Annotated in this window: 16 protein-coding genes and 1 pseudogene; 6 read left to right on the top strand and 11 right to left on the bottom strand. The window is 63.9% G+C overall.

Annotated features, from left to right (window positions below; genetic code table 11):
* Window positions 1-65 precede the first annotated feature (65 nt).
* The gene (locus RAD10_RS00085) at window positions 66-1082 is read right to left on the bottom strand and encodes a TRAP transporter substrate-binding protein (protein WP_461615838.1); all 1017 of its coding nucleotides are present in this window, start codon (window positions 1080-1082) and stop codon (window positions 66-68) included.
* A 263-nt stretch (window positions 1083-1345) separates the two neighbouring features.
* Between RAD10_RS00085 and pobA the strand changes: the two genes are divergently transcribed.
* Window positions 1346-2515 (top strand): 4-hydroxybenzoate 3-monooxygenase, encoded by a 1170-nt coding sequence (pobA, locus tag RAD10_RS00080; protein ID WP_461615837.1) that lies wholly within the window; start codon window positions 1346-1348, stop codon window positions 2513-2515.
* A gap of 234 nt (window positions 2516-2749) precedes the next feature.
* Window positions 2750-3169: a PaaI family thioesterase gene (locus tag RAD10_RS00075; protein WP_461615836.1), complete on the top strand. Its 420-nt coding sequence runs from the start codon at window positions 2750-2752 to the stop codon at window positions 3167-3169.
* Window positions 3170-3300: 131 nt separating this feature from the next.
* Here the strand turns inward: RAD10_RS00075 and RAD10_RS00070 are convergent, their stop codons facing one another.
* Window positions 3301-4185: a LysR family transcriptional regulator gene (locus RAD10_RS00070; protein ID WP_461615835.1), complete on the bottom strand. Its 885-nt coding sequence runs from the start codon at window positions 4183-4185 to the stop codon at window positions 3301-3303.
* 121 nt (window positions 4186-4306) lie between these two features.
* On the opposite strand from RAD10_RS00070, the gene RAD10_RS00065 reads away from it, so the two are divergent.
* From RAD10_RS00065 to RAD10_RS00055, 3 genes are all read left to right on the top strand, one after another.
* Window positions 4307-4933, top strand: coding sequence for a pyridoxamine 5'-phosphate oxidase family protein (locus tag RAD10_RS00065; RefSeq protein WP_461615834.1), 627 nt, complete (start codon window positions 4307-4309; stop codon window positions 4931-4933).
* A gap of 289 nt (window positions 4934-5222) precedes the next feature.
* Window positions 5223-5729 carry a Spy/CpxP family protein refolding chaperone gene (locus RAD10_RS00060; protein WP_461615833.1) on the top strand — a complete coding sequence of 169 codons (507 nt, stop codon included), beginning with the start codon at window positions 5223-5225 and terminating at the stop codon, window positions 5727-5729.
* Window positions 5730-5753: 24 nt separating this feature from the next.
* Window positions 5754-6227 (top strand): hypothetical protein, encoded by a 474-nt coding sequence (locus RAD10_RS00055; RefSeq protein ID WP_461615832.1) that lies wholly within the window; start codon window positions 5754-5756, stop codon window positions 6225-6227.
* 48 nt (window positions 6228-6275) lie between these two features.
* Here RAD10_RS00055 and RAD10_RS00050 read toward each other — a convergent pair whose 3' ends face one another.
* Genes RAD10_RS00050 through RAD10_RS00040 form a run of 3 tightly spaced genes read right to left on the bottom strand, consistent with a single transcriptional unit; the run spans window position 6276 to window position 9821 of the window.
* Window positions 6276-7007, bottom strand: coding sequence for an ABC transporter ATP-binding protein (locus tag RAD10_RS00050; RefSeq protein WP_461615831.1), 732 nt, complete (start codon window positions 7005-7007; stop codon window positions 6276-6278).
* Window positions 7004-8773 carry a branched-chain amino acid ABC transporter ATP-binding protein/permease gene (locus RAD10_RS00045; protein WP_461615830.1) on the bottom strand — a complete coding sequence of 590 codons (1770 nt, stop codon included), beginning with the start codon at window positions 8771-8773 and terminating at the stop codon, window positions 7004-7006. The genes RAD10_RS00050 and RAD10_RS00045 overlap by 4 nt, the downstream gene beginning before the upstream one ends.
* Before the next feature lie 7 nt (window positions 8774-8780).
* Entirely contained in the window at window positions 8781-9821 is a 1041-nt protein-coding gene (locus tag RAD10_RS00040) for a branched-chain amino acid ABC transporter permease (RefSeq protein WP_461615829.1), read from the bottom strand.
* 176 nt (window positions 9822-9997) lie between these two features.
* Between RAD10_RS00040 and RAD10_RS00035 the strand changes: the two genes are divergently transcribed.
* On the top strand, window positions 9998-10534 hold the full coding sequence (locus RAD10_RS00035) for a MarR family winged helix-turn-helix transcriptional regulator (protein WP_104465638.1): 537 nt from the start codon (window positions 9998-10000) through the stop codon (window positions 10532-10534).
* Window positions 10535-10666: 132 nt separating this feature from the next.
* Here the strand turns inward: RAD10_RS00035 and RAD10_RS00030 are convergent, their stop codons facing one another.
* From RAD10_RS00030 to RAD10_RS00005, 6 genes and pseudogenes are all read right to left on the bottom strand, one after another.
* The gene (locus RAD10_RS00030) at window positions 10667-11950 is read right to left on the bottom strand and encodes a glycerate kinase type-2 family protein (protein WP_461615828.1); all 1284 of its coding nucleotides are present in this window, start codon (window positions 11948-11950) and stop codon (window positions 10667-10669) included.
* A 198-nt stretch (window positions 11951-12148) separates the two neighbouring features.
* On the bottom strand, window positions 12149-13378 hold the full coding sequence (locus RAD10_RS00025; RefSeq protein ID WP_212475130.1) for an ABC transporter substrate-binding protein: 1230 nt from the start codon (window positions 13376-13378) through the stop codon (window positions 12149-12151).
* A 239-nt stretch (window positions 13379-13617) separates the two neighbouring features.
* Window positions 13618-14844: an ABC transporter substrate-binding protein gene (locus RAD10_RS00020; RefSeq protein ID WP_461615827.1), complete on the bottom strand. Its 1227-nt coding sequence runs from the start codon at window positions 14842-14844 to the stop codon at window positions 13618-13620.
* A gap of 121 nt (window positions 14845-14965) precedes the next feature.
* On the bottom strand, window positions 14966-16201 hold the full coding sequence (locus tag RAD10_RS00015; protein ID WP_028142134.1) for an ABC transporter substrate-binding protein: 1236 nt from the start codon (window positions 16199-16201) through the stop codon (window positions 14966-14968).
* A 30-nt stretch (window positions 16202-16231) separates the two neighbouring features.
* Complete coding sequence (locus RAD10_RS00010) at window positions 16232-17251, bottom strand: branched-chain amino acid ABC transporter permease (RefSeq protein ID WP_461615826.1); 1020 nt, start codon at window positions 17249-17251, stop codon at window positions 16232-16234.
* Window positions 17252-17253: 2 nt separating this feature from the next.
* Window positions 17254-17430, bottom strand: a pseudogene (locus RAD10_RS00005) (branched-chain amino acid ABC transporter permease); the annotation flags it as partial.

The following is a 17430-nucleotide window of genomic DNA, read 5'->3' as shown; positions in this document are numbered from 1 at the left end:
TGCTTCGCATCGCCCGGACGCGCCGACCTCTCCCGCAAGCGGGAGAGGTGGAGCGAGTGTGGGCCTCACTCCGCCAGCGCGTTGTATTTCTTCAGCGAGGCCTTGAGGTCCGCGAGCGCGGCGTCCGGATCGGCTCCGGCCTTCTTGGCGCCCTCGGACCAGGTCTTCACCAGCGGCTCGGCGGCCTTCTTCCAGGCGGCGGTCTGCTCGGGCGTCAGCTTGTAGACCTCGTGGCCGGATTCCGCCTTCACCTTGTCGATGCCCGCATCCTCGAACTTGCCCCAGTGCTCGCCGACCACGCCCGCCATTTCGACCGAGCAGTTCTTGTCGATCGCGGCCTTCTGCTTGTCGGACATCGCGTTGTACTTGTCCTTGTTGATCACGAACACGAAGGTCGTTGTGTAGAGCGGCGCCTCCATGTCGTATTTGGTCACCTTGTCGATGCCGAACAGCACCAGCGACCCCCAGGGGAAGGTGACGCCGTCGGCGACGCCGCGCTCGATGATGTCGCGGACCTCAGGCGCCGAGGACTGCACATTGGTGCCGCCGAGCGACGTCACGAAGTTCGCCATGGTGGCGTGCGCCGGGCGGATCTTCATGCCCTTCACGTCTTCGGGCAGCACGATCTTCTTGGTCTTGGAATGGAAGGAGGAGGGTGAGTGGACGAAGGCGAGGCAGTATTTGACGTCCTTCATCTCCTTCTCGGCATATTTGCGATACCAGGCGTCCAGCCCCATCGAGCCGCCCTTGGCGTCCGAGATCAGGAACGGCAGCTCGCCGGCGCCGACGATCGGGAAGCGGCCGGGCTGGTAGCCGGGATTGACATAGGTGACGTCGGCGATGCCGTCGCGCGCCATGTCGTAATGGTCGAATGCCTTGCCGAGCTGCTGGGCCGGAAACACCTTGCCCTTGATGGTGCCGCCGGAATCCTTCTCGACCGCGGCAGCCCAGTCTTCCAGCGATTTCTGCAGCGGATGCGAAGCCGGCACCCAGTGCGAGATCTTCAAATCGAAGGTCTTGTCCTGCGCGAAGGCAGGCGTCACGCTTGCGGCCAGCAGCAACGCCAGACAGGCTTTCCTCATCACACGTCTCTCCCTGTTTTCGACGGCGGGCTTCGATGGCCCGGTCTCGTTAATTAACATGTTATCTAATCGGCCGGCGCGTTCAAGCCGGAACTGGCGCGCACTTCGCCGCGCCGTCTGCGTCAGCCATGCTGCATGGATTTGTCGCTGCCCGGCGACGGCCCTCCCCTTTTGCCCAACCGTTATATGATATAATTATCGTGCGCGGAGCAACGCGACAAGCGAGCCACGAGCAAAGCCTACAGGATCGGAAGGAGCAAGTATTGCGGACAAAAGTCGCAATCATCGGGGCCGGACCGGCCGGATTGTTGCTTGGGCAACTGCTGCACGCATACGGCATCGACAATGTCATCCTGGAGCGGCAGAGCCCGGATTACGTGCTCGGTCGCATCCGCGCCGGTCTGCTGGAGGAGGGAACCGTCGCGCTGCTCGACGAGATCGGCGCCGGTGCGCGGGCGCATGCCGAAGGCCTGGTGCATGAAGGCATCGAGCTCGCCTTTTCCGGCCGCCGTCACCGCATCGACATGAAGGCGGCGACCGGCAAGACGGTCATGATCTACGGCCAGACCGAGGTCACGCTCGACCTGATGAATGCGCGGAAGGCCGCCGGTCTCGTCTCGGTCTACGAGGCCAGGGACGTGCAGCCGCATGATTTCGACGGCAGTCACCCGCGCGTAACCTGGGTCAAGGACGGCGTCACCCACACGCTCGATTGCGATTTCATCGCCGGCTGCGACGGCTTTCACGGCGTCAGCCGCGCCAGCGTCCCGGCCGGGGCGATTGAGGAGTTCGAGCGGGTCTATCCGTTCGGCTGGCTCGGCATCCTCTCGGAGACGCCGCCGGTCAGCCATGAGCTGATCTACTCCAACCACGCCCGCGGCTTTGCGCTTTGCACCATGCGCTCGACCAGACGCAGCCGCTACTATGTGCAGTGTTCGCTCGACGACCATGTCGACCAATGGCCGGACGAACGCTTCTGGGACGAATTGAAGCGCCGGCTCGACCAGGAGGCGGCCGACAGCCTCGTCACGGGCCCCTCGATCGAGAAGAGCATTGCGCCCCTGCGCAGCTTCGTCGCCGAGCCGATGCGCTTCGGCAAGCTGTTCCTGTGCGGTGACGCCGCCCACATCGTGCCGCCGACCGGCGCCAAGGGACTGAATCTCGCTGCCAGCGACGCACATTATCTGTCGGGCGCGCTGCGCGAATTCTACGACGAGAAATCCAGCGCCGGCATCGACGCCTATTCCACCACGGCCCTGGCGCGGGTCTGGAAGGCGGTGCGCTTCTCCTGGTGGATGACCTCGATGCTGCACAAATTCCCCGACACCGGCACCATCGGCGCGCGCATTCAACTCGCCGAGCTCGACTACGTCACGCAGTCGCAGGCCGCGATGACGTCGCTGTCGGAGAATTATGTCGGACTGCCGTTTTAGGACGGGGCCGACGGTGCCGTAGGGTGGGCAAAGGCGCCCTTGCGCCGTGCCCACCACCTTCCCATAATTGCGAAAGCGCGTGGGCACGCTTCGCTTTGCCCACCCTACGGCTCGGTCATTGTGGCGCCACCCGTGTTTCAAACACGCGAGCAAATCCCGTTTAAAACTTTGTAATTGATGCAACCGTCATCGCCATCGCGTTCAATGCTGACGACTCAGCAACGCGAGACAACCATGACCGCCACCGACATTCCCGCCGGCTTCGAGCCGCTCTTTCGCAAGAGCCCTCTCACCGAACCCTGGGAGCCGCTTTACTCCAAGAACACCGACAAGGCCGTCATCATCGGCCTCCGGCTGGCCAGGCCCCACACCAACGGCCGCGGGCTGATCCATGGCGGCCTCATCGCGGCGCTCGCCGACAATGCCATGGGCTATAGTTGTGCGCTGGTGACCAACTGGACCACGTCGTTCGTGACGATCTCGCTTTCGGTCGATTTTGCCGGCTCCGCCGAGATCGGCCAGTGGTGTTCGATCGAGAGCGGCGTGATCAAGACCGGCAAGACGATCTGCTTTGCGCAGTGCCTTGTGAAGGTCGACGATGCCGTGATCGCGCGGGCGAGCGGCACGTTTCGGGTGGTGCCGAAGAAGGGATGATCTCTCCGTGTCCCGGACGCGCTGCAGCGTGCAACGCTGCTGCGCAGAGCCGGGACCCATGTCTCGACATGTCACCCTGCCGCCTTCTGGGTCCCGGCTGTGCGCCGCTCCGCGGCGCGTCCGGGACACGCCTAGGCAAACCTCCACTCCGCCGTCTCCACCACGAGATCGACGAATGCGCGCACCTTGGCCGAGAGCAGGCGCGAGGTCGGGTAGATGATGTGAATCGGCAGCGCCGGCTGCTCGTACTTCGCCAGCACGATTTTCAGCCGTCCGCGCTTCAGCCCCTCGGCGGCCTGGTAGGCCAGCACGCGCGTCACCCCGCCGCCGGCTTCGGCGTATTGCAGGGCGGCGTCGGCGCTGTTGCTGATGAAGCGGGGCGACGGCGTGACCTCGATGTCGCGGCCGTCGTGCACGAAGTGCCAGCTGGCGGACGGGCCGAACTGAATGGTCTGGTGTTCGAGCAACGCGTCTGGCGTCTTCGGCTCGCCGTGGCGCTTCAGATAGCCCGGCGTCGCCACCACGATCCGCCGCATCTCGCCAACTTGCCGCGCCACCAGCGAGGAATCGGCGAGATGACCGATCCGCACCGCGACATCGACGGCGTCCTCCACGAGATTGACGAGATGGTCGGACAAGCGCAATTCCCCGCCGACCTCGGGATAGCGCTTGAGATAGTCGGTCATGACCGGCCCGACATGCAGCCGGCCGAAGCCGACCGGCGCCGAGACCACCAACCGTCCGCTCGGCCGGTTGCGCTCCTCCCGCGCGGAGCCGTCGGCCTCCTCGACATCGGCGAGGATGCGCCGCGCGCGCTCCAGATAGCGCGTACCGACGTCGGTCAATCTCACCTGCCGGGTGGTCCGCTGCAACAGCCGGGCGCCGAGATGCTCCTCCAGCGCCGCGATCAGCCGCGTTACCGCCGAGGGCGACAGGTGTAGCTTGCGCGCCGCCGGCGCGAAGCCGCTGAGATCGGCGACGGTGACGAAGGCATGCATGGCTTCAAGGCGGTCCATGTCACTATTGCATATATTGCAATGATGAAGTGTCAAGCGGGTAGATTGTTTTAGTCGGAGAAAGGTCCATTTTAGACCGCGAAAGACGCAGCAATGCGCCGGAATTCGAGGAGATATGCCGATGACGGCAACTCACACCTACGCCAGCGACGTTGCATTTTCGCCGGCGGTGAAATCGATCCAGACCCGAAAGGGATCGCGCGAAGGGTATGCCCATGCCGAGCAGCGAGGATGGCGGACCGAGGTCGATGAGAACCTCGCGGCGTTCCTGGCTGACGCCAGCAGTTTCTATTTCGCCACCGCCTCGGCCGACGGCCAGCCTTACATCCAGCACCGCGGCGGTCCGAAGGGTTTCTTGAAGGTATTGGACAAGCAGACGCTGGCCTTCACCGACTACGCCGGCAACCGGCAATACATCACGCAAGGAAATCTCTCGGAGAATCCCAAGGCGTATATCTTCGTGATGGATTACGCCCATCGCCGCCGCGTCAAGATCTGGGGCGAGGCCCGCGTGGTCGAGGACGACGAGGCAATGACCACAGCGCTGATGCCAAAGGGCTATCGCGCCCGACCGGAGCAGGTGATCCTGTTCAAGATCGCAGCCTGGGACACCAACTGCCCGCAGCACATTCCGCAGAAGTTCGATGCCGCGGACGTTGCCGCAGCACTGGCGGCGAGGGACCAGCGCATCGCGGACCTGGAGGCGGAGGTCGCGGCGTTGAAGAATGAGAGGGCGGCCGGACATTAGTCGCAAGCAAGTGCGATACCCTCGCTGCACCTTTCCCCTTATGAGAGAGCGGCTCGCGTCATAGCCGCGAGACGGGTGAGAGGGTCATCTCCGCAGGCGACAGTCCCACGTCGTCATTCATGGAGAGGACCCTCGTCTGGCGCACTTGCGTGCGTGACCGCAAGCGAGAAGGATCCCGCAATGGTCAGGATCACGTTCATATTGAACGATTTGTGCTTGACCTAGATCAATCCGCAATGAGCACGCGCGATGTCTTGCCGTGGGGCACGGCAAGACAATGGAGATCGCGATGACGAAGAAAGCAGCCGTTGCGACGATTGCAATCCTTTTGACGACGTCACCGCTTGCCTATGCAGCGGAGACGTCTGCCACCGTCGGAATGCGGCAACCCAGCGTCGCTGACATGAATAGCTTGACGGATATGCGTGTCGGCATCGTCAAGGCTGCCCTGCAGATGACAGCCGAGCAGGAGAAATACTGGCCAGCGATCGAAGACGCGATCCGCGCGCGAGCGAAGAATCGGGAGGCCCGGCTGAAGCGATTGGCCCAGTTGCATGACAACGGCCCGATGGATGCCCTCAACGAGCGAAATCCGGTCGAGTTGATGCAACGCAGAGCCGATCTGCTGGTTCAGCGCGGGGCGGACCTGAAGAAGCTCGCCGACGCCTGGGAGCCTCTCTACAAGACACTGACTCCAGACCAGAGGAGGAGAATGGCATTCGTCTCGTATGTCGCCATGCGCGGCATGCGAGATGCGATCGAGCATCATAGCGAAGCGGAAGATGACGACGACTAGTGACGCGCTTTATGGAGGCACATCATGCTTCGATACATCCTGGTTGCTTTGGCAGCGCTCGTTTTGCTCACTGTCAGCCTCATTCCGGATGACGCATTCGCCCGACGTGGCGGCGGTGGCGGGTTCCGCGGCGGTGGCGGCGCCATGCGCGCCGGGGGATTCCACGGCGGGGTGCATGCCGGCGGCATCCATCGCGGTGGCGGCTACGCCGGACGCGGCTATCGCGTAGCGGGAGGGCCGCGGCCTTCGCATCCCATCGCGGGGCGTCCGGGACGACCGGGATACCCGGGTCGTCCGATTGCCGGCCGCCCGGGGCGGCCGATCGCAGGTTATCCGGGCTATGGTGCCGGCTATCGCCCGGGTTGGGGCTATGGCGCGGCCGCCGTCGGAGCCGCTGCTGCCTACGGCGCCTACGGCTACTACAACAACAGCAATTGCACCTACGATACCTACGGCAATTGGGTGTGCCCGGGTCAGTACCCCTACCAGAACTATTGAGATGCGCACGCTCGGACGGTGGCTGTCATACCGTCCGGGCGTGCAAGACTAAATCGCGCTCTCGCCTTCGTGCTGGAAGCCGAGATAGCTCGCCGCGACACGCTCGTTCGCCGCGATGTCGCTCGCCTTGCCCGAGAGCACGAACTCGCCGAGTTCCATCACATAGGCCTGGTCCGCGATCTTCAGCGCGGCCTGGGCGTTCTGCTCGACCAGCAGCACGGAGACGCCGCTGGCGCGCAGCTCAGTGACGATGCGGAAGATGTCGGCGACGATGATCGGCGCGAGGCCGAGGCTCGGCTCGTCCAGCATCAGCAGTTTCGGCTCGCCCATCAACGCGCGGCCCATCGCGAGCATCTGCTGCTCGCCGCCGGAGAGCGTGCCGGCGAACTGCTTGCGCCGCTCCTTCAGCCGTGGGAACAGCGCGTAGACGCGCTCCATCGAGGCTTTCGCCTTGCTGCGCTCGATGCGGAAGGCGCCCAGCTCGAGATTGTCCTCGACATTCATGGTGACGAACAACTCGCGGTGCTCGGGAACGAGACCGAGGCCCATCGCGACGCGGTCCTCGATGTCGAGCCGGGCGAGATCCTGGCCGGCAAAGGTGACGCGGCCTTTCAGCGGCAGGATGCCCATGATGGCGGAGAGCAGCGTGGTCTTGCCGGCGCCGTTGGCGCCGACGATGGTGACGATCTGGTTTTGGCCGACCTCGAGCGAGACCGAGCGCACCGCCTCGACCTTGCCATAGGCGACATGGGCGTCGGTGACGGACAACAGCGCGCTCATGCCGCCACTCCGAGATAGGCCTTGATCACTTCGGGATTGGTCTTGATCGTGGCGGGGGTGCCTTCGGCGATCTTGGTGCCGAAATCGAGCACCACGATGCGGTCGGCGAGGTTCATGACGAAGCCCATGTCGTGCTCGACCAGGAGGACGCTCATGCCGCCGTCGCGCAGCTCCCGCAACAGCTTGGCGAGCTGCTGCTTCTCCATGTGGCGCAGGCCGGCGGCCGGTTCGTCGAGCAGCAGCAGCATCGGATCGACGCAGAGCGCGCGGGCGATCTCGACGATGCGCTGCTGGCCAAGCGAGAGGCTGCCTGCGAGCTGGTGCATCTGGTCGGCAAGGCCGACACGCTCGATCTGGCGGGCGGCCTCCGCCAGCAGTCTGGCTTCGTCGGCGCGGTCGAGCCGCAGCATCGAGGAGATCGGGCCGGAATGGCCGCGCAGATGCGCGCCGATCGCGACGTTCTCCAGCACGGTCATGTCAGGGACCAGCTTCACATGCTGGAAAGTCCTGCTGATGCCGAGCTTGACGATCTCCTGCGGCGGCGCCTTGTCGACCTTCTTGCCGAGCACCGAGACCGAGCCTGACGTGGCCGACAGCACGCCGGTGATCAGGTTGAAGGTCGTGCTCTTGCCGGCGCCGTTCGGGCCGATCAGCGCGACGATCTCGCGGGCCTGGACGTCGAAGGAGACGTTGTTGACCGCGACCACGCCGCCGAACTGTTTTCGCGCCTTGTCGACCTGGAGCAGGATGCTGGACTGGCCGAGCGCGCGGGGACGCTGCTCCAGCTTCAGTGAGGTGTCCGGCTTCTTGCCACCGGTCCGCTCCGGCAGGAACGACATCAGCCACGGCCAGAGGCCGCCGGGCGCAAGTTGCAGCAGCGCCACCAGCATGATGCCGAACACGATGGTCTCGACCTGTCCGGAGCCGGGCAGGATCAGCGGCAGATAGCTCTGCAGCACCTCTTTCAGCACTACGACGATCGCCGCGCCCAAAACGCCGCCCCAGACATAGCCGGCGCCGCCGACCACCGCGATGAAGAGATATTCGATGCCGGCCTGTGCGCCGAACGGCGTCGGGTTCACCGCGCGCTGGAGATGCGCGTAGAGCCAGCCTGACAGGCCGGCGAGCACCGCGGCATGGATGAACACCAGCAATTTGGCGCGCGGGGTGTGCACGCCGAACGCCTCGGCGGCAACATGGCCGCGCCGTAGCGCGCGGATGGCGCGTCCGGTGCGGGAATCCAAGAGGTTCATCGTCAGCAGCGCCGAGAGGATCACGGCGACCCAGATCGCGTAATAGATCGAGCCGGGCGAGAGCATCTTGAACGTGCCGATCGAAAGCGGCGGGATCGCCGAGATGCCGTCGTTACGGCCGAGAAACTCCAGCTTGCTGAAGAGATAGAATAGCCCGAGCCCCCAGGCGAGCGTGCCGAGCGGCAGATAATGGCCGGAGAGGCGGACGGTGATCAGCCCGAGCAGCACCGCCAGTGATCCGCTGACCAATAGCGACAGCGGCAGCGTCAGCCAGGGCGACAGGCCGTAGGCCGTCGACAGCACCGCGGTGGTGTAGGCGCCGAAGCCGACGAAGGCTGCCTGTCCGAACGAGGTCAGGCCGCCGACGCCGGTCAACAGCACGAGGCCCATCGCGACGAGGGCCGCGAGGCCGATATTGTCGAGCAGCACGATCCAGAACGGAGGCATGCCGGGGACGAACGGGATCACGGCCATGACGGCTGCGAAGACGATGATGGGAAGGCGGCTCTGCATTTCAGCCTCAGTCCTTCTCTTCTTCGACGGCGGGCGCGGCGAGCGAGCGCAGCAGCAGCACGGGGATCAGCAGCATGAAAACGATCACCTCCTTGTAGTTGGAGGCATAGAAGGACGAGAACGCCTCGACGAGGCCGACGACCAGCGCCGCGGCGGCGGTGAGGGGGTAGCTGACGAGGCCGCCGATGATCGCGGCGACGAAGCCCTTCAGGCCGATCAGGAAGCCGCTGTCATAGTAGAGCGTCGTGATCGGCACGATCATGATGCCCGACAGCGCGCCGATGACGGATGCCAGCAGAAAGGCGATCTGCCCCGACAGCGTGGTGCGGATGCCGACGAGCCGCGCCCCTAGCCGGTTCACGGCGGTCGCGCGCAGCGCCTTGCCGTAGAGTGTCAGGCCGAAGAACAGCCAGAGGGCGACGATGAAGGCGATGGTGATGCCGTAGACGGTAAGGCTCTGGCCGGTGAAGCGCAGCGAACCCGCGGTGAACGCGCCGGACAGCACGGCAGGTCCGCGCTGGCCTTCGGCGCCGAAAAACAGCAGGCCGAGGCCCTGCAGTGCCAGATGGACGCCCACTGATGCGATCAGCAGCACCAGCACGGAGGTGTGTGCCAGCGGCTGGAATGCGACGCGGTAGAGATAGAGGCCGATCATCGCCACGATCACCAGCGACAGCGCGATCGAGACCGCGACCGGCGGCTTCTGCGCGGCGAAGTAAACCGTCAGCGCCAGCACGATGGCCGGCAGCACGATATTGGTGAGGAGGCTACGCACGATCAGGCGGCCGTGCAGCGCCTTGCGCGCGACGAACAGGTCGAAGGCGAAGGCGCCGATGCCGAGCGCCAGCGCGAGCTTTGCCGTGCCCGGCATCTGGCCTGCGGCCAGCGAGGCGTAGGTCAGCGCGCCGTAGGTGACGAATTCGCCCTGGGGAATGAGAATGACGCGGGTGACGGCGAACACCAGCACCAGCGCCAGGCCGAGCAGCGCATAGATCGCGCCATTGGTGATGCCGTCCTGCACCAGGAACAGCATGATGGTGGTATTCAAGACCGGACGCTCCCCCTTAAGATTACGGACCAGTCCCCTCGATCGCGGTGGACGGTCCGCTCACAGCCATTGAAAAACGCATGCGATATTTGATATGGTCCATAACAATTATCAAATATAACATCAAGGGCGGGAACGATCCCTCCCGAATTTAGCGGGATTACGAGCACGAGGCGATGACCGTTTCCAAAGCCGCTGAAAAGTCCTCCGAAAAGCCTGCCGACACGGCCAAGGGCCGCAAGGACGCGGCCGAGGTGCAAGGCCAGGGGGCTGCTGGCGAAGCGCTCCAGCTCGGCGAGCTCTCGGAACAGCTCGGCTATGTGCTGAAGCGGGCGCAGCTCAAGGTGTTCGAGAACTTCCTGCGCTGCATGGCCTCGCTCCAGCTCACGCCGGCGCAGTTCTCCGTGCTGCTGCTGGTCGAGAAGAATCCCGGCCGTAACCAGACCGAGATCGCCTCCACCCTCGGCATCCTCAGGCCGAACTTCGTGGCCATGCTCGACAATCTCGAGAGCCGCGACCTTTGCGCGCGGATCCGCTCCACCAACGACCGCCGCTCGCACATCCTGGTGCTGACCGACAAGGGCAAGGCGGTGCTGGCCCGCGCCAAGAAGCTGGTCGCCACCAAGCACGAGGCCCGGCTCAACGAGCTGCTCGGGCAGGCCAATCGCGAAGCCCTGATCGCGATGCTCGCGAAGGTCGCGAGCGAATTCTGACCCTCCGCTGTCATCGCCCGGCTTGACCGGGCGATCCAGTATTCCAGAGACGGCACAGCCGGAATCGAGAAGCCGCGGCGTACTGGATTCCCCGCTTCCGCGGGGAATGACACCGTTGTTGGGGCGGGCGCCTCAATCCACCAAAATCACCCTGATGTCGTTCACGTTGGTCAGCGTCGGGCCCGGCAGCAGCAGGTCGCCGGTCGCCTCGAAGAACGTCGTGGCGTCGTTGTTGTCCAGGTACGCTTGCGGCTGAAGCCCCTGCGCCTTCATCTTCGCGAACGTCGTCGCGTCGATCAGCGCGCCGGCGGGGTCGGTGGGGTTGCCGGCGCCGCCGTCGGCGCCGTCGGTGTCGCCGGCCAGCGCCGAGATGTCAGGCGTGTCCTTGAGCAGAGCGGCGAGCGCCAACGCGTATTCCTGGTTCGGCCCGCCACGTCCATTGCCGCGCACCGTGACGGTGAGCTCGCCGCCGGAGAGGATCGCGAGGCGCTTGCCTTGCGCGCGCGCTTGCAGCGCCAGCCTGGCGTGAGCGGCGGCGACCTCGCGCGCCTCGCCTTCGAGATCGGCGCCGAGGTCGATGGTCTCGTAACCGGATTCGCGCGCGAGCTTCACCGCGGCGTCGAGCGACTGCTTGGGCCGCGCGATCAATTCGAAATGCGCGCGCGCGAAGGCGGCATCGCCGGGCTTGCAGCTTTCGTTGGCGGGATCGTCGAGCGCGCGGCGGACGGCATCGTCGATGTCGAGCTTGTATTTCGCGACGATGGCGCGCGCATCGGCCAGCGTGGTCGGATCAGGCACGGTCGGGCCGGAGGCGATCGCGGAAGGATCGTCATGCGGCACGTCCGAGATCGCGAGCGTCACGATCTCGGCGGCATTCTTGCCGGCGCGTGCGAGACGGCCGCCCTTGATCCGCGACAGGTGTTTGCGCACGACGTTCATCTCGCCGATCGGCGCGCCCGAGCGCAGCAGCGCCTTATTGACCGCCTGCTTCTGCGCGAAGCTGATACCGTCGCTGGGCGCGATCCAGTTCGCCGAGCCGCCGCCGGTGAGCAGCACCAGGAGCAGATCGTCCGGCCCGGCCTCGCCTGCGAGCGCGAGCGTGTCGGCCGCGCCCTTGAGGCCAGCCTCATCCGGCACGGGATGCCCGGCCTCGACCACGCGGATGCGGCGCGTTGGCACGCCGTAGCCGTGACGCGTGGTGGCGATGCCGACGAGCCGTTCCGGCGCCAGCTTGAGCGTGTCGAGGTAATGCCGTTCGGCTGCCGCGGCCATGGCGCCCGCGCCCTTGCCGGCGGCGAGGCAGATCACGCGTCCTTTCGGCGCGGGCCCCAGGTGCGGCGCCAGCACCACATTGGGATGGGCGGCGGCAACGGCGGCGTCGTAGAGCGCGCGGAGCAGGGGACGACGGTCGGTCATGACGATGGCCTTCGGCAGACGGAACAAACTGGCGACACACGCCGCCGTTCACCTGCCTAGCGCATCGGCGGCCGAAGCGTAAGCCGGCTGTGTCATCATTCGAATATGCAATCGCGTGATCATAATCGCCGCGTAGCAAAAAGCCCTCCGCGATGATCTCGCGGAGGGCCCTTTTGAACATTGCGATCCGGCTGGAGGCTAGCCGCCGGCGTCAGCGCTGATGACGTCGCCGAACAGATCCCACTTCTCGCCCTTGAACTTCATGAGCTGAAGCGAGCTGATCGGTGCGAAGTCGTTCGCGCCGGTGTTGATCTTGATGCCGGGCAGCAGCACCTCGGTGCGGAAGTCCTTCAGGCTCGCCGCCTGCTTCATGACGTTCTCGCGCGTGAGATTGTCGCCACACTTCTTCAGCGCTTCCACCAGCGTCTGCGCCACGCCGTAACCGACGATGGTGCCGCCGTCGAGCTTGTCACCTTCAGGGAAGTATTTCGTCATGAACTCCAGGAAACCCTTCATGCCGGCGTCGTCCTTCCACTGAGGATCCGACACGTCCTTCAGGTACGCAGCCGAAATGATGTCCTGCGAATTCTCGAAGCCGGCGGGCTTGATCACGCTGCCGACCGAGGCCGAGACGTTGTTGAGGAAGTGGGTCGGCTTCCAGCCGATTTCGGAGATCTTCTTGATCGCCTGCGCCGCGAACTTCGGTGTGGTGATGTTGATGAAGACGTCGGCGCCGGTCGCCTTCATCTTCACGATGTGATTGTCGATCGTCGGCTCGGAGGTCTCGTAGCTTTCCTCCAGCACGATCATGCTCGCGGCCTTGGCGCCGAGCCCGTCTTTCAGGCCCTTCAGGTAGTCCTTGCCGTAATCGTCGTTCTGGTAGAGCACACCGATCTTGGCATTGGGCATCTCCTTCAGGATGTATTTCGCGTAGATCTGCGTCTCGCTCTGGTAATTGGGCTGCCAGCCCATGGTCCAGGGGAAGTTCTGCGGATCGTTCCATTTGGTGGCGCCGGTCGCGACGAACAGCTGCGGCACCTTCTTCGAGTTCATGTATTTCTGAATGGCCGAGTTCGGCGGCGTGCCGAGTGAATTGAAGATCAGCAGAACCTCGTCGCTCTCGACCAGCTTGCGTGCCTGCTCCACCGTCTTCGGCGGCGAATAGGCGTCGTCGTAGGAGACGAAATTGATCTTGCGGCCGTTGATGCCGCCCTCTTCGTTGATCTTCTTGAAATAGGCGGCTTCGGTCCGCCCGATGATGCCGTAGGCGGAGGCCGGTCCGCTGTAGGGCATGATGTTGCCGATCTTGATCTCCGTATCGGTCGCGCCGGTATCGTATTTCTTCTGGGCCGATGCAGTGGAGGCCGAGGCCGCAATGAGCGCAAGCGCCAGTGATGCGGCTGCAAGTTTGCCGGTGACAGCGGGCATTCCTATCTCCCTATTTTCTTGGTGTGTGTGCGCCCCTTTTCTTGTCTCGATTTTCTTGGCGACGCTGCCGCAATTCAATACGATTTGGCTGATGCCTTCAACAGAAAGCCCCCGGGACGGCGTCGCGGGGGGTGCGTCTTTAGTAGTCAGGGACGGCCGGCTCTCGTGTGCGACTGCGAGAAGGGCCGGCTGTCTTGAGTTGTTTAACCAATCTGGGAGCGATTTTGGGTTGCGCCGCTTCAGTGGCCCATCTCGCTGGAGATGATCTCGCCGAACAGCTGCCATTTCCGGCCCTTGAAACGCATCATCTGCAACTGCTCGATCGGGGCGAAATTGTCCGGCGCGGTGTTGATCCTGATGCCGGGCAGCAGCGTGTCGGGCTCGAAATCCTTCAAGGAGGCTGCCTGCCTCATGACGTTCTCGCGGGTGAGGTCGTCGCCGCACATCTGCAGCACTTTGACCATGGTCTGCGCGGCGGCATAGCCGAACACGACGCCGGCATCGAGCTTGTTGGCCTTGGGATCATACTGCGCGAGGAAGTCATAGAATTTCTTCATGCCGTCGTCGGCATTCCACTGCGGATCGGAGCCGTCCTTGGTGTAGCTCGCCGACAGCAGGCCTTGCGAGATCTCCAGGCCCGCCGGCTCGATCACGCCGCCGACGGAGGCCGAGACGTTGGAGACGATGTGGACCGGACGCCAGTTGATCTCCGCCGCCTTCTTGATCGCCTGCGCGGCGAATTTCGGCGTGGTGATGCTGATGAACACGTCGGCGCCTGAGGCCTTCAGCTTCACGACGTGCTCGTCGATGGCGGGCTCCGACGTGTCGTAGGCCTCTTCCAGCACGATCATCGACGCCTTGGGCCCGAGGCCATCCTTTAGCCCCTTCAGATAGTCCTTGCCGAAATCGTCGTTCTGGTAGAGCACGCCGATCTTTCCGTCCGGCTTCTCCTTCATGATGTATTTGGCGTAGATCCGCGCCTCGCTCGCGTAGCTCGGCTGCCAGCCCATGGTCCAGGGATACTGCTTGGGATCGTTCCACTTCGAGGCGCCGCTCGCCACGAACAATTGCGGCACCTTCTTCTCGTTCATGTATTTGCGGATGGCGCCGTTGGTGGACGTGCCGAGCGAGCCGAAGATCAGCAGCACCCCATCGCTCTCGACCAGCTTGCGCGCCTGCTCCACCGTCTTCGGCGGTGAATAGGCGTCGTCATAGGAGATGAACTTGATCTTGCGCCCGTTGATGCCGCCCTCGGCGTTGACCTTGCGGAAATAAGCTTCCTCGGCCTTGCCGATCGCGGCGTAGGCCGAGGCCGGGCCGCTGTAGGGCATGATGTTGCCTATTCTGATCTCGGTATCGGATGCGCCGCTGTCGTACTTCTTCTGCGCCAGTGCCGGGCTGCTCATCGCAGTGCACAAAGCGAGCGCGGTCCAGAGGGCCGCAACCTGAAAACGAACGGCGGACATTGTTCTCCTGCCCCGAGTTGGATCGGCGCCGCATTGAACAAGATTAGCGCCTGCCGTCAACAAAAAGCCCCCGCGATCGCTCGCGGGGGCTTCTCGAGGGTCGGACTATTGCGTCAGCGTGTCACTCGGAGGCGACGTCGCCGCTGATGATCTCGCCGAACAGTTCCCACTTCTCACCCTTGAAGCGCTGCATCTGCAGCTGCGCAATCGGGGCGAAGTCGGTAGCGCTGGTATTGATCTTGACGCCGGGCAGGAGCGTATCCGGCGCAAAATCCTTCAGCGAAGCCGCCTGCTTCATGAGATTGGCGCGGGTGAGATCGTCACCGCACATCTCCAGGACCTTGGCCAGGGTCGAGGCCGCCCCGTAGCCATAGACCATGCTGGTGTCGGACTTGTCGGCACCCGGCATGTACTTGTCGACGAACTCGTTCCACTTCTTCATGCCGGGGTCGTTGGCCCACTGCGGATCGGTGGAGTCCTTGGCATAGGCCGCCGACAGCACGCCCTGTGCATTCTCGAAGCCGGCGGGCTTCATCACGCTGCCGACCGAGATCGAGACGTTGGTGAGGATCTGGAGCGGCTTCCAGCTGAGCTCGGCCGTCTTCTTGATGGTCTGCGCCGCGAATTTGGGCGTCGCATAGATCAGCAGAACGTCGGGATTGGCGGCCTTGATCTTGACGATATGGCCGTCGATCGACGGCTCGGACACCTCATAGCTCTCTTCCATGATGATCATGGACGCGCCCTTGGCGCCGAGACCGTCCTTGGTGCCCTTGAGGTAGTCTTTGCCGAAATCGTCGTTCTGATAGAGGATCGCGACCTTGGCGTCGGGCTTCTCCTTCATCAGCCATTTCGCGTAGATCTGGGCTTCGCTCTGATAGGAGGGCTGCCAGCCGATGGTCCAGGGGAAGTTCTTCGGATCGTTCCACTTGGTGGCGCCGGTGGCGACGAAGAGCTGCGGGATCTTCTTGGCGTTGAGGTACTTCTGGATCGCGCTGTTCGAGGGGGTGCCGAGCGGATTGAACACGGCCAGCACCTCGTCGCTCTCGACCAGCTTGCGGACCTGCTCGACGGCCTTCGGCGGCGAATAGCCGTCGTCATAGGTGACGAAGTTGATCTTGCGGCCGTTGATGCCGCCCTTGTCGTTGATCATCTTGAAATAGGCTTCTTCGGTCTTGCCGATGATGCCATAGGCCGACGCCGGACCGCTGTACGGCATGATGTTGCCGACCTTGATCTCGGTGTCACTTGCGCCGGTGTCGTATTTCTTTTGGGCGAGTGCTGCGCCGGAGGTGAGAGTGATGGCTGCCGTTGCCGTGACCAGCGCGGCGGCTCGCAGTGTTCTTCCAAAATGCAATTCGGTCTCCTTGCTTAATTTAACGGGACTTCAGTTCTTTTTGAGCTTGCCGACGAGTTGCTGGCCAATGATCGCGATCTGCCTTGCGCCGTGCGGCACGAGGTAGATGACGAGGAACAGCAGCACACCGAACACCGCGCCGGAGAGGCCCTTGGAGATGCTCTCCGCCATGTTCGGCACGAAGATGATGAAGGCCGCACCGACGAACGAGCCGGGCAGCCAGCCGACGCCGCCGACCACCATGCCGAGGAACAGCGAGATCGCGAGCGTGATGGTGTAGCTGTCGGGGGCCACGAACTGCACCGCGATGGCGCCGAGCGAGCCGGCAATGCCCGTGATCGCCGCCGACACGCCGAAAGCCAGCGTCTTGTAGAGTGAGACGTTGACACCCATCGAGGACGCCGCGATCTCGTTGTCGCGGATCGCCATGAAGGCGCGGCCTGACCTCGAGCGCAACAGGTTCACCGAGAGCATGTAGATCGCGATCGTGACGATGAGCGTGAAGTAGTACAGCCACGTGTCCTGCGACATCGGCAGGCCGAACGGCGCGTCCGGCTTGGTGACGACGAGGCCCTGCACGCCGCCGGTCCAGTGTTCCAGGAAGTTCAGCTTCAGCAACTGTGGCATCGCGGTCGCGAGTGCGAAGGTCGCGAGCGCGAGATAGACGCCCGACAGTCGCAGCGCCGGTTTGCCGAACAGGTACCCGAAGCCGAAGCAGACCACGGCGGAGATCGGAATGGTCAGCGCGTAGTTGATGTTGGCGTGCTCCATCAGCACCGCCGACGTATAGGCGCCGACGGCGTAGAACGCGCTCTGGCCGAGCGAGAACTGGCCGGAGCCGCCGGTCAGGATGTTCAGCGCCAGCACGGCGAGCCCGTAGATCAGGAGCATCGTCATCTGGAAGATGACGAAGTTCTTGACGAACATCGGCACGATCAAAAGCGCCGCGAGCACCACCAGCGAGGTGCCGGTGCCCAGCGTCATGGCCCGCTTCGGAACGGCCTCGACCGCCTGGTGGCCTTCTGCAACGACTTCTTCTGCAGCGCTCATGATCAAACTCGCTTGACGATGTGCCGGCCGAACAGGCCGGCGGGTTTGACGACCAGGACGGAGATGATCAGCGCGAGCGCGATCGGAAGTTTCAGCTCGTTGCCGACGCCGGGGATGTAGGTGCCGGCGAGGTTCTCGAAGACACCGACCAGGAAGCCGCCGACCACGGCGCCGAACGG

Source organism: Bradyrhizobium sp. 23AC (assembly GCF_054863025.1).
Note: the sequence above shows the minus strand (reverse complement) of the source record. Positions and strands in the feature narration are given on the sequence as shown.

What these genes read in the sequence shown, in the direction of transcription:
- RAD10_RS00045 (WP_461615830.1), bottom strand. Translation starts at nt 8,773, where the DNA reads ATGCAGAGCCGCCTTCCCATCATCGTCTTCGCAGCCGTCATGGCCGTG.
- RAD10_RS00055 (WP_461615832.1), top strand. Translation starts at nt 5,754, where the DNA reads ATGCTTCGATACATCCTGGTTGCTTTGGCAGCGCTCGTTTTGCTCACT.
- RAD10_RS00065 (WP_461615834.1), top strand. Translation starts at nt 4,307, where the DNA reads ATGACGGCAACTCACACCTACGCCAGCGACGTTGCATTTTCGCCGGCG.
- RAD10_RS00035 (WP_104465638.1), top strand. Translation starts at nt 9,998, where the DNA reads ATGACCGTTTCCAAAGCCGCTGAAAAGTCCTCCGAAAAGCCTGCCGAC.
- RAD10_RS00010 (WP_461615826.1), bottom strand. Translation starts at nt 17,251, where the DNA reads ATGAGCGCTGCAGAAGAAGTCGTTGCAGAAGGCCACCAGGCGGTCGAG.
- RAD10_RS00070 (WP_461615835.1), bottom strand. Translation starts at nt 4,185, where the DNA reads ATGGACCGCCTTGAAGCCATGCATGCCTTCGTCACCGTCGCCGATCTC.
- RAD10_RS00050 (WP_461615831.1), bottom strand. Translation starts at nt 7,007, where the DNA reads ATGAGCGCGCTGTTGTCCGTCACCGACGCCCATGTCGCCTATGGCAAG.
- RAD10_RS00030 (WP_461615828.1), bottom strand. Translation starts at nt 11,950, where the DNA reads ATGACCGACCGTCGTCCCCTGCTCCGCGCGCTCTACGACGCCGCCGTT.
- RAD10_RS00060 (WP_461615833.1), top strand. Translation starts at nt 5,223, where the DNA reads ATGACGAAGAAAGCAGCCGTTGCGACGATTGCAATCCTTTTGACGACG.
- RAD10_RS00020 (WP_461615827.1), bottom strand. Translation starts at nt 14,844, where the DNA reads ATGTCCGCCGTTCGTTTTCAGGTTGCGGCCCTCTGGACCGCGCTCGCT.
- RAD10_RS00025 (WP_212475130.1), bottom strand. Translation starts at nt 13,378, where the DNA reads ATGCCCGCTGTCACCGGCAAACTTGCAGCCGCATCACTGGCGCTTGCG.
- RAD10_RS00075 (WP_461615836.1), top strand. Translation starts at nt 2,750, where the DNA reads ATGACCGCCACCGACATTCCCGCCGGCTTCGAGCCGCTCTTTCGCAAG.
- RAD10_RS00085 (WP_461615838.1), bottom strand. Translation starts at nt 1,082, where the DNA reads ATGAGGAAAGCCTGTCTGGCGTTGCTGCTGGCCGCAAGCGTGACGCCT.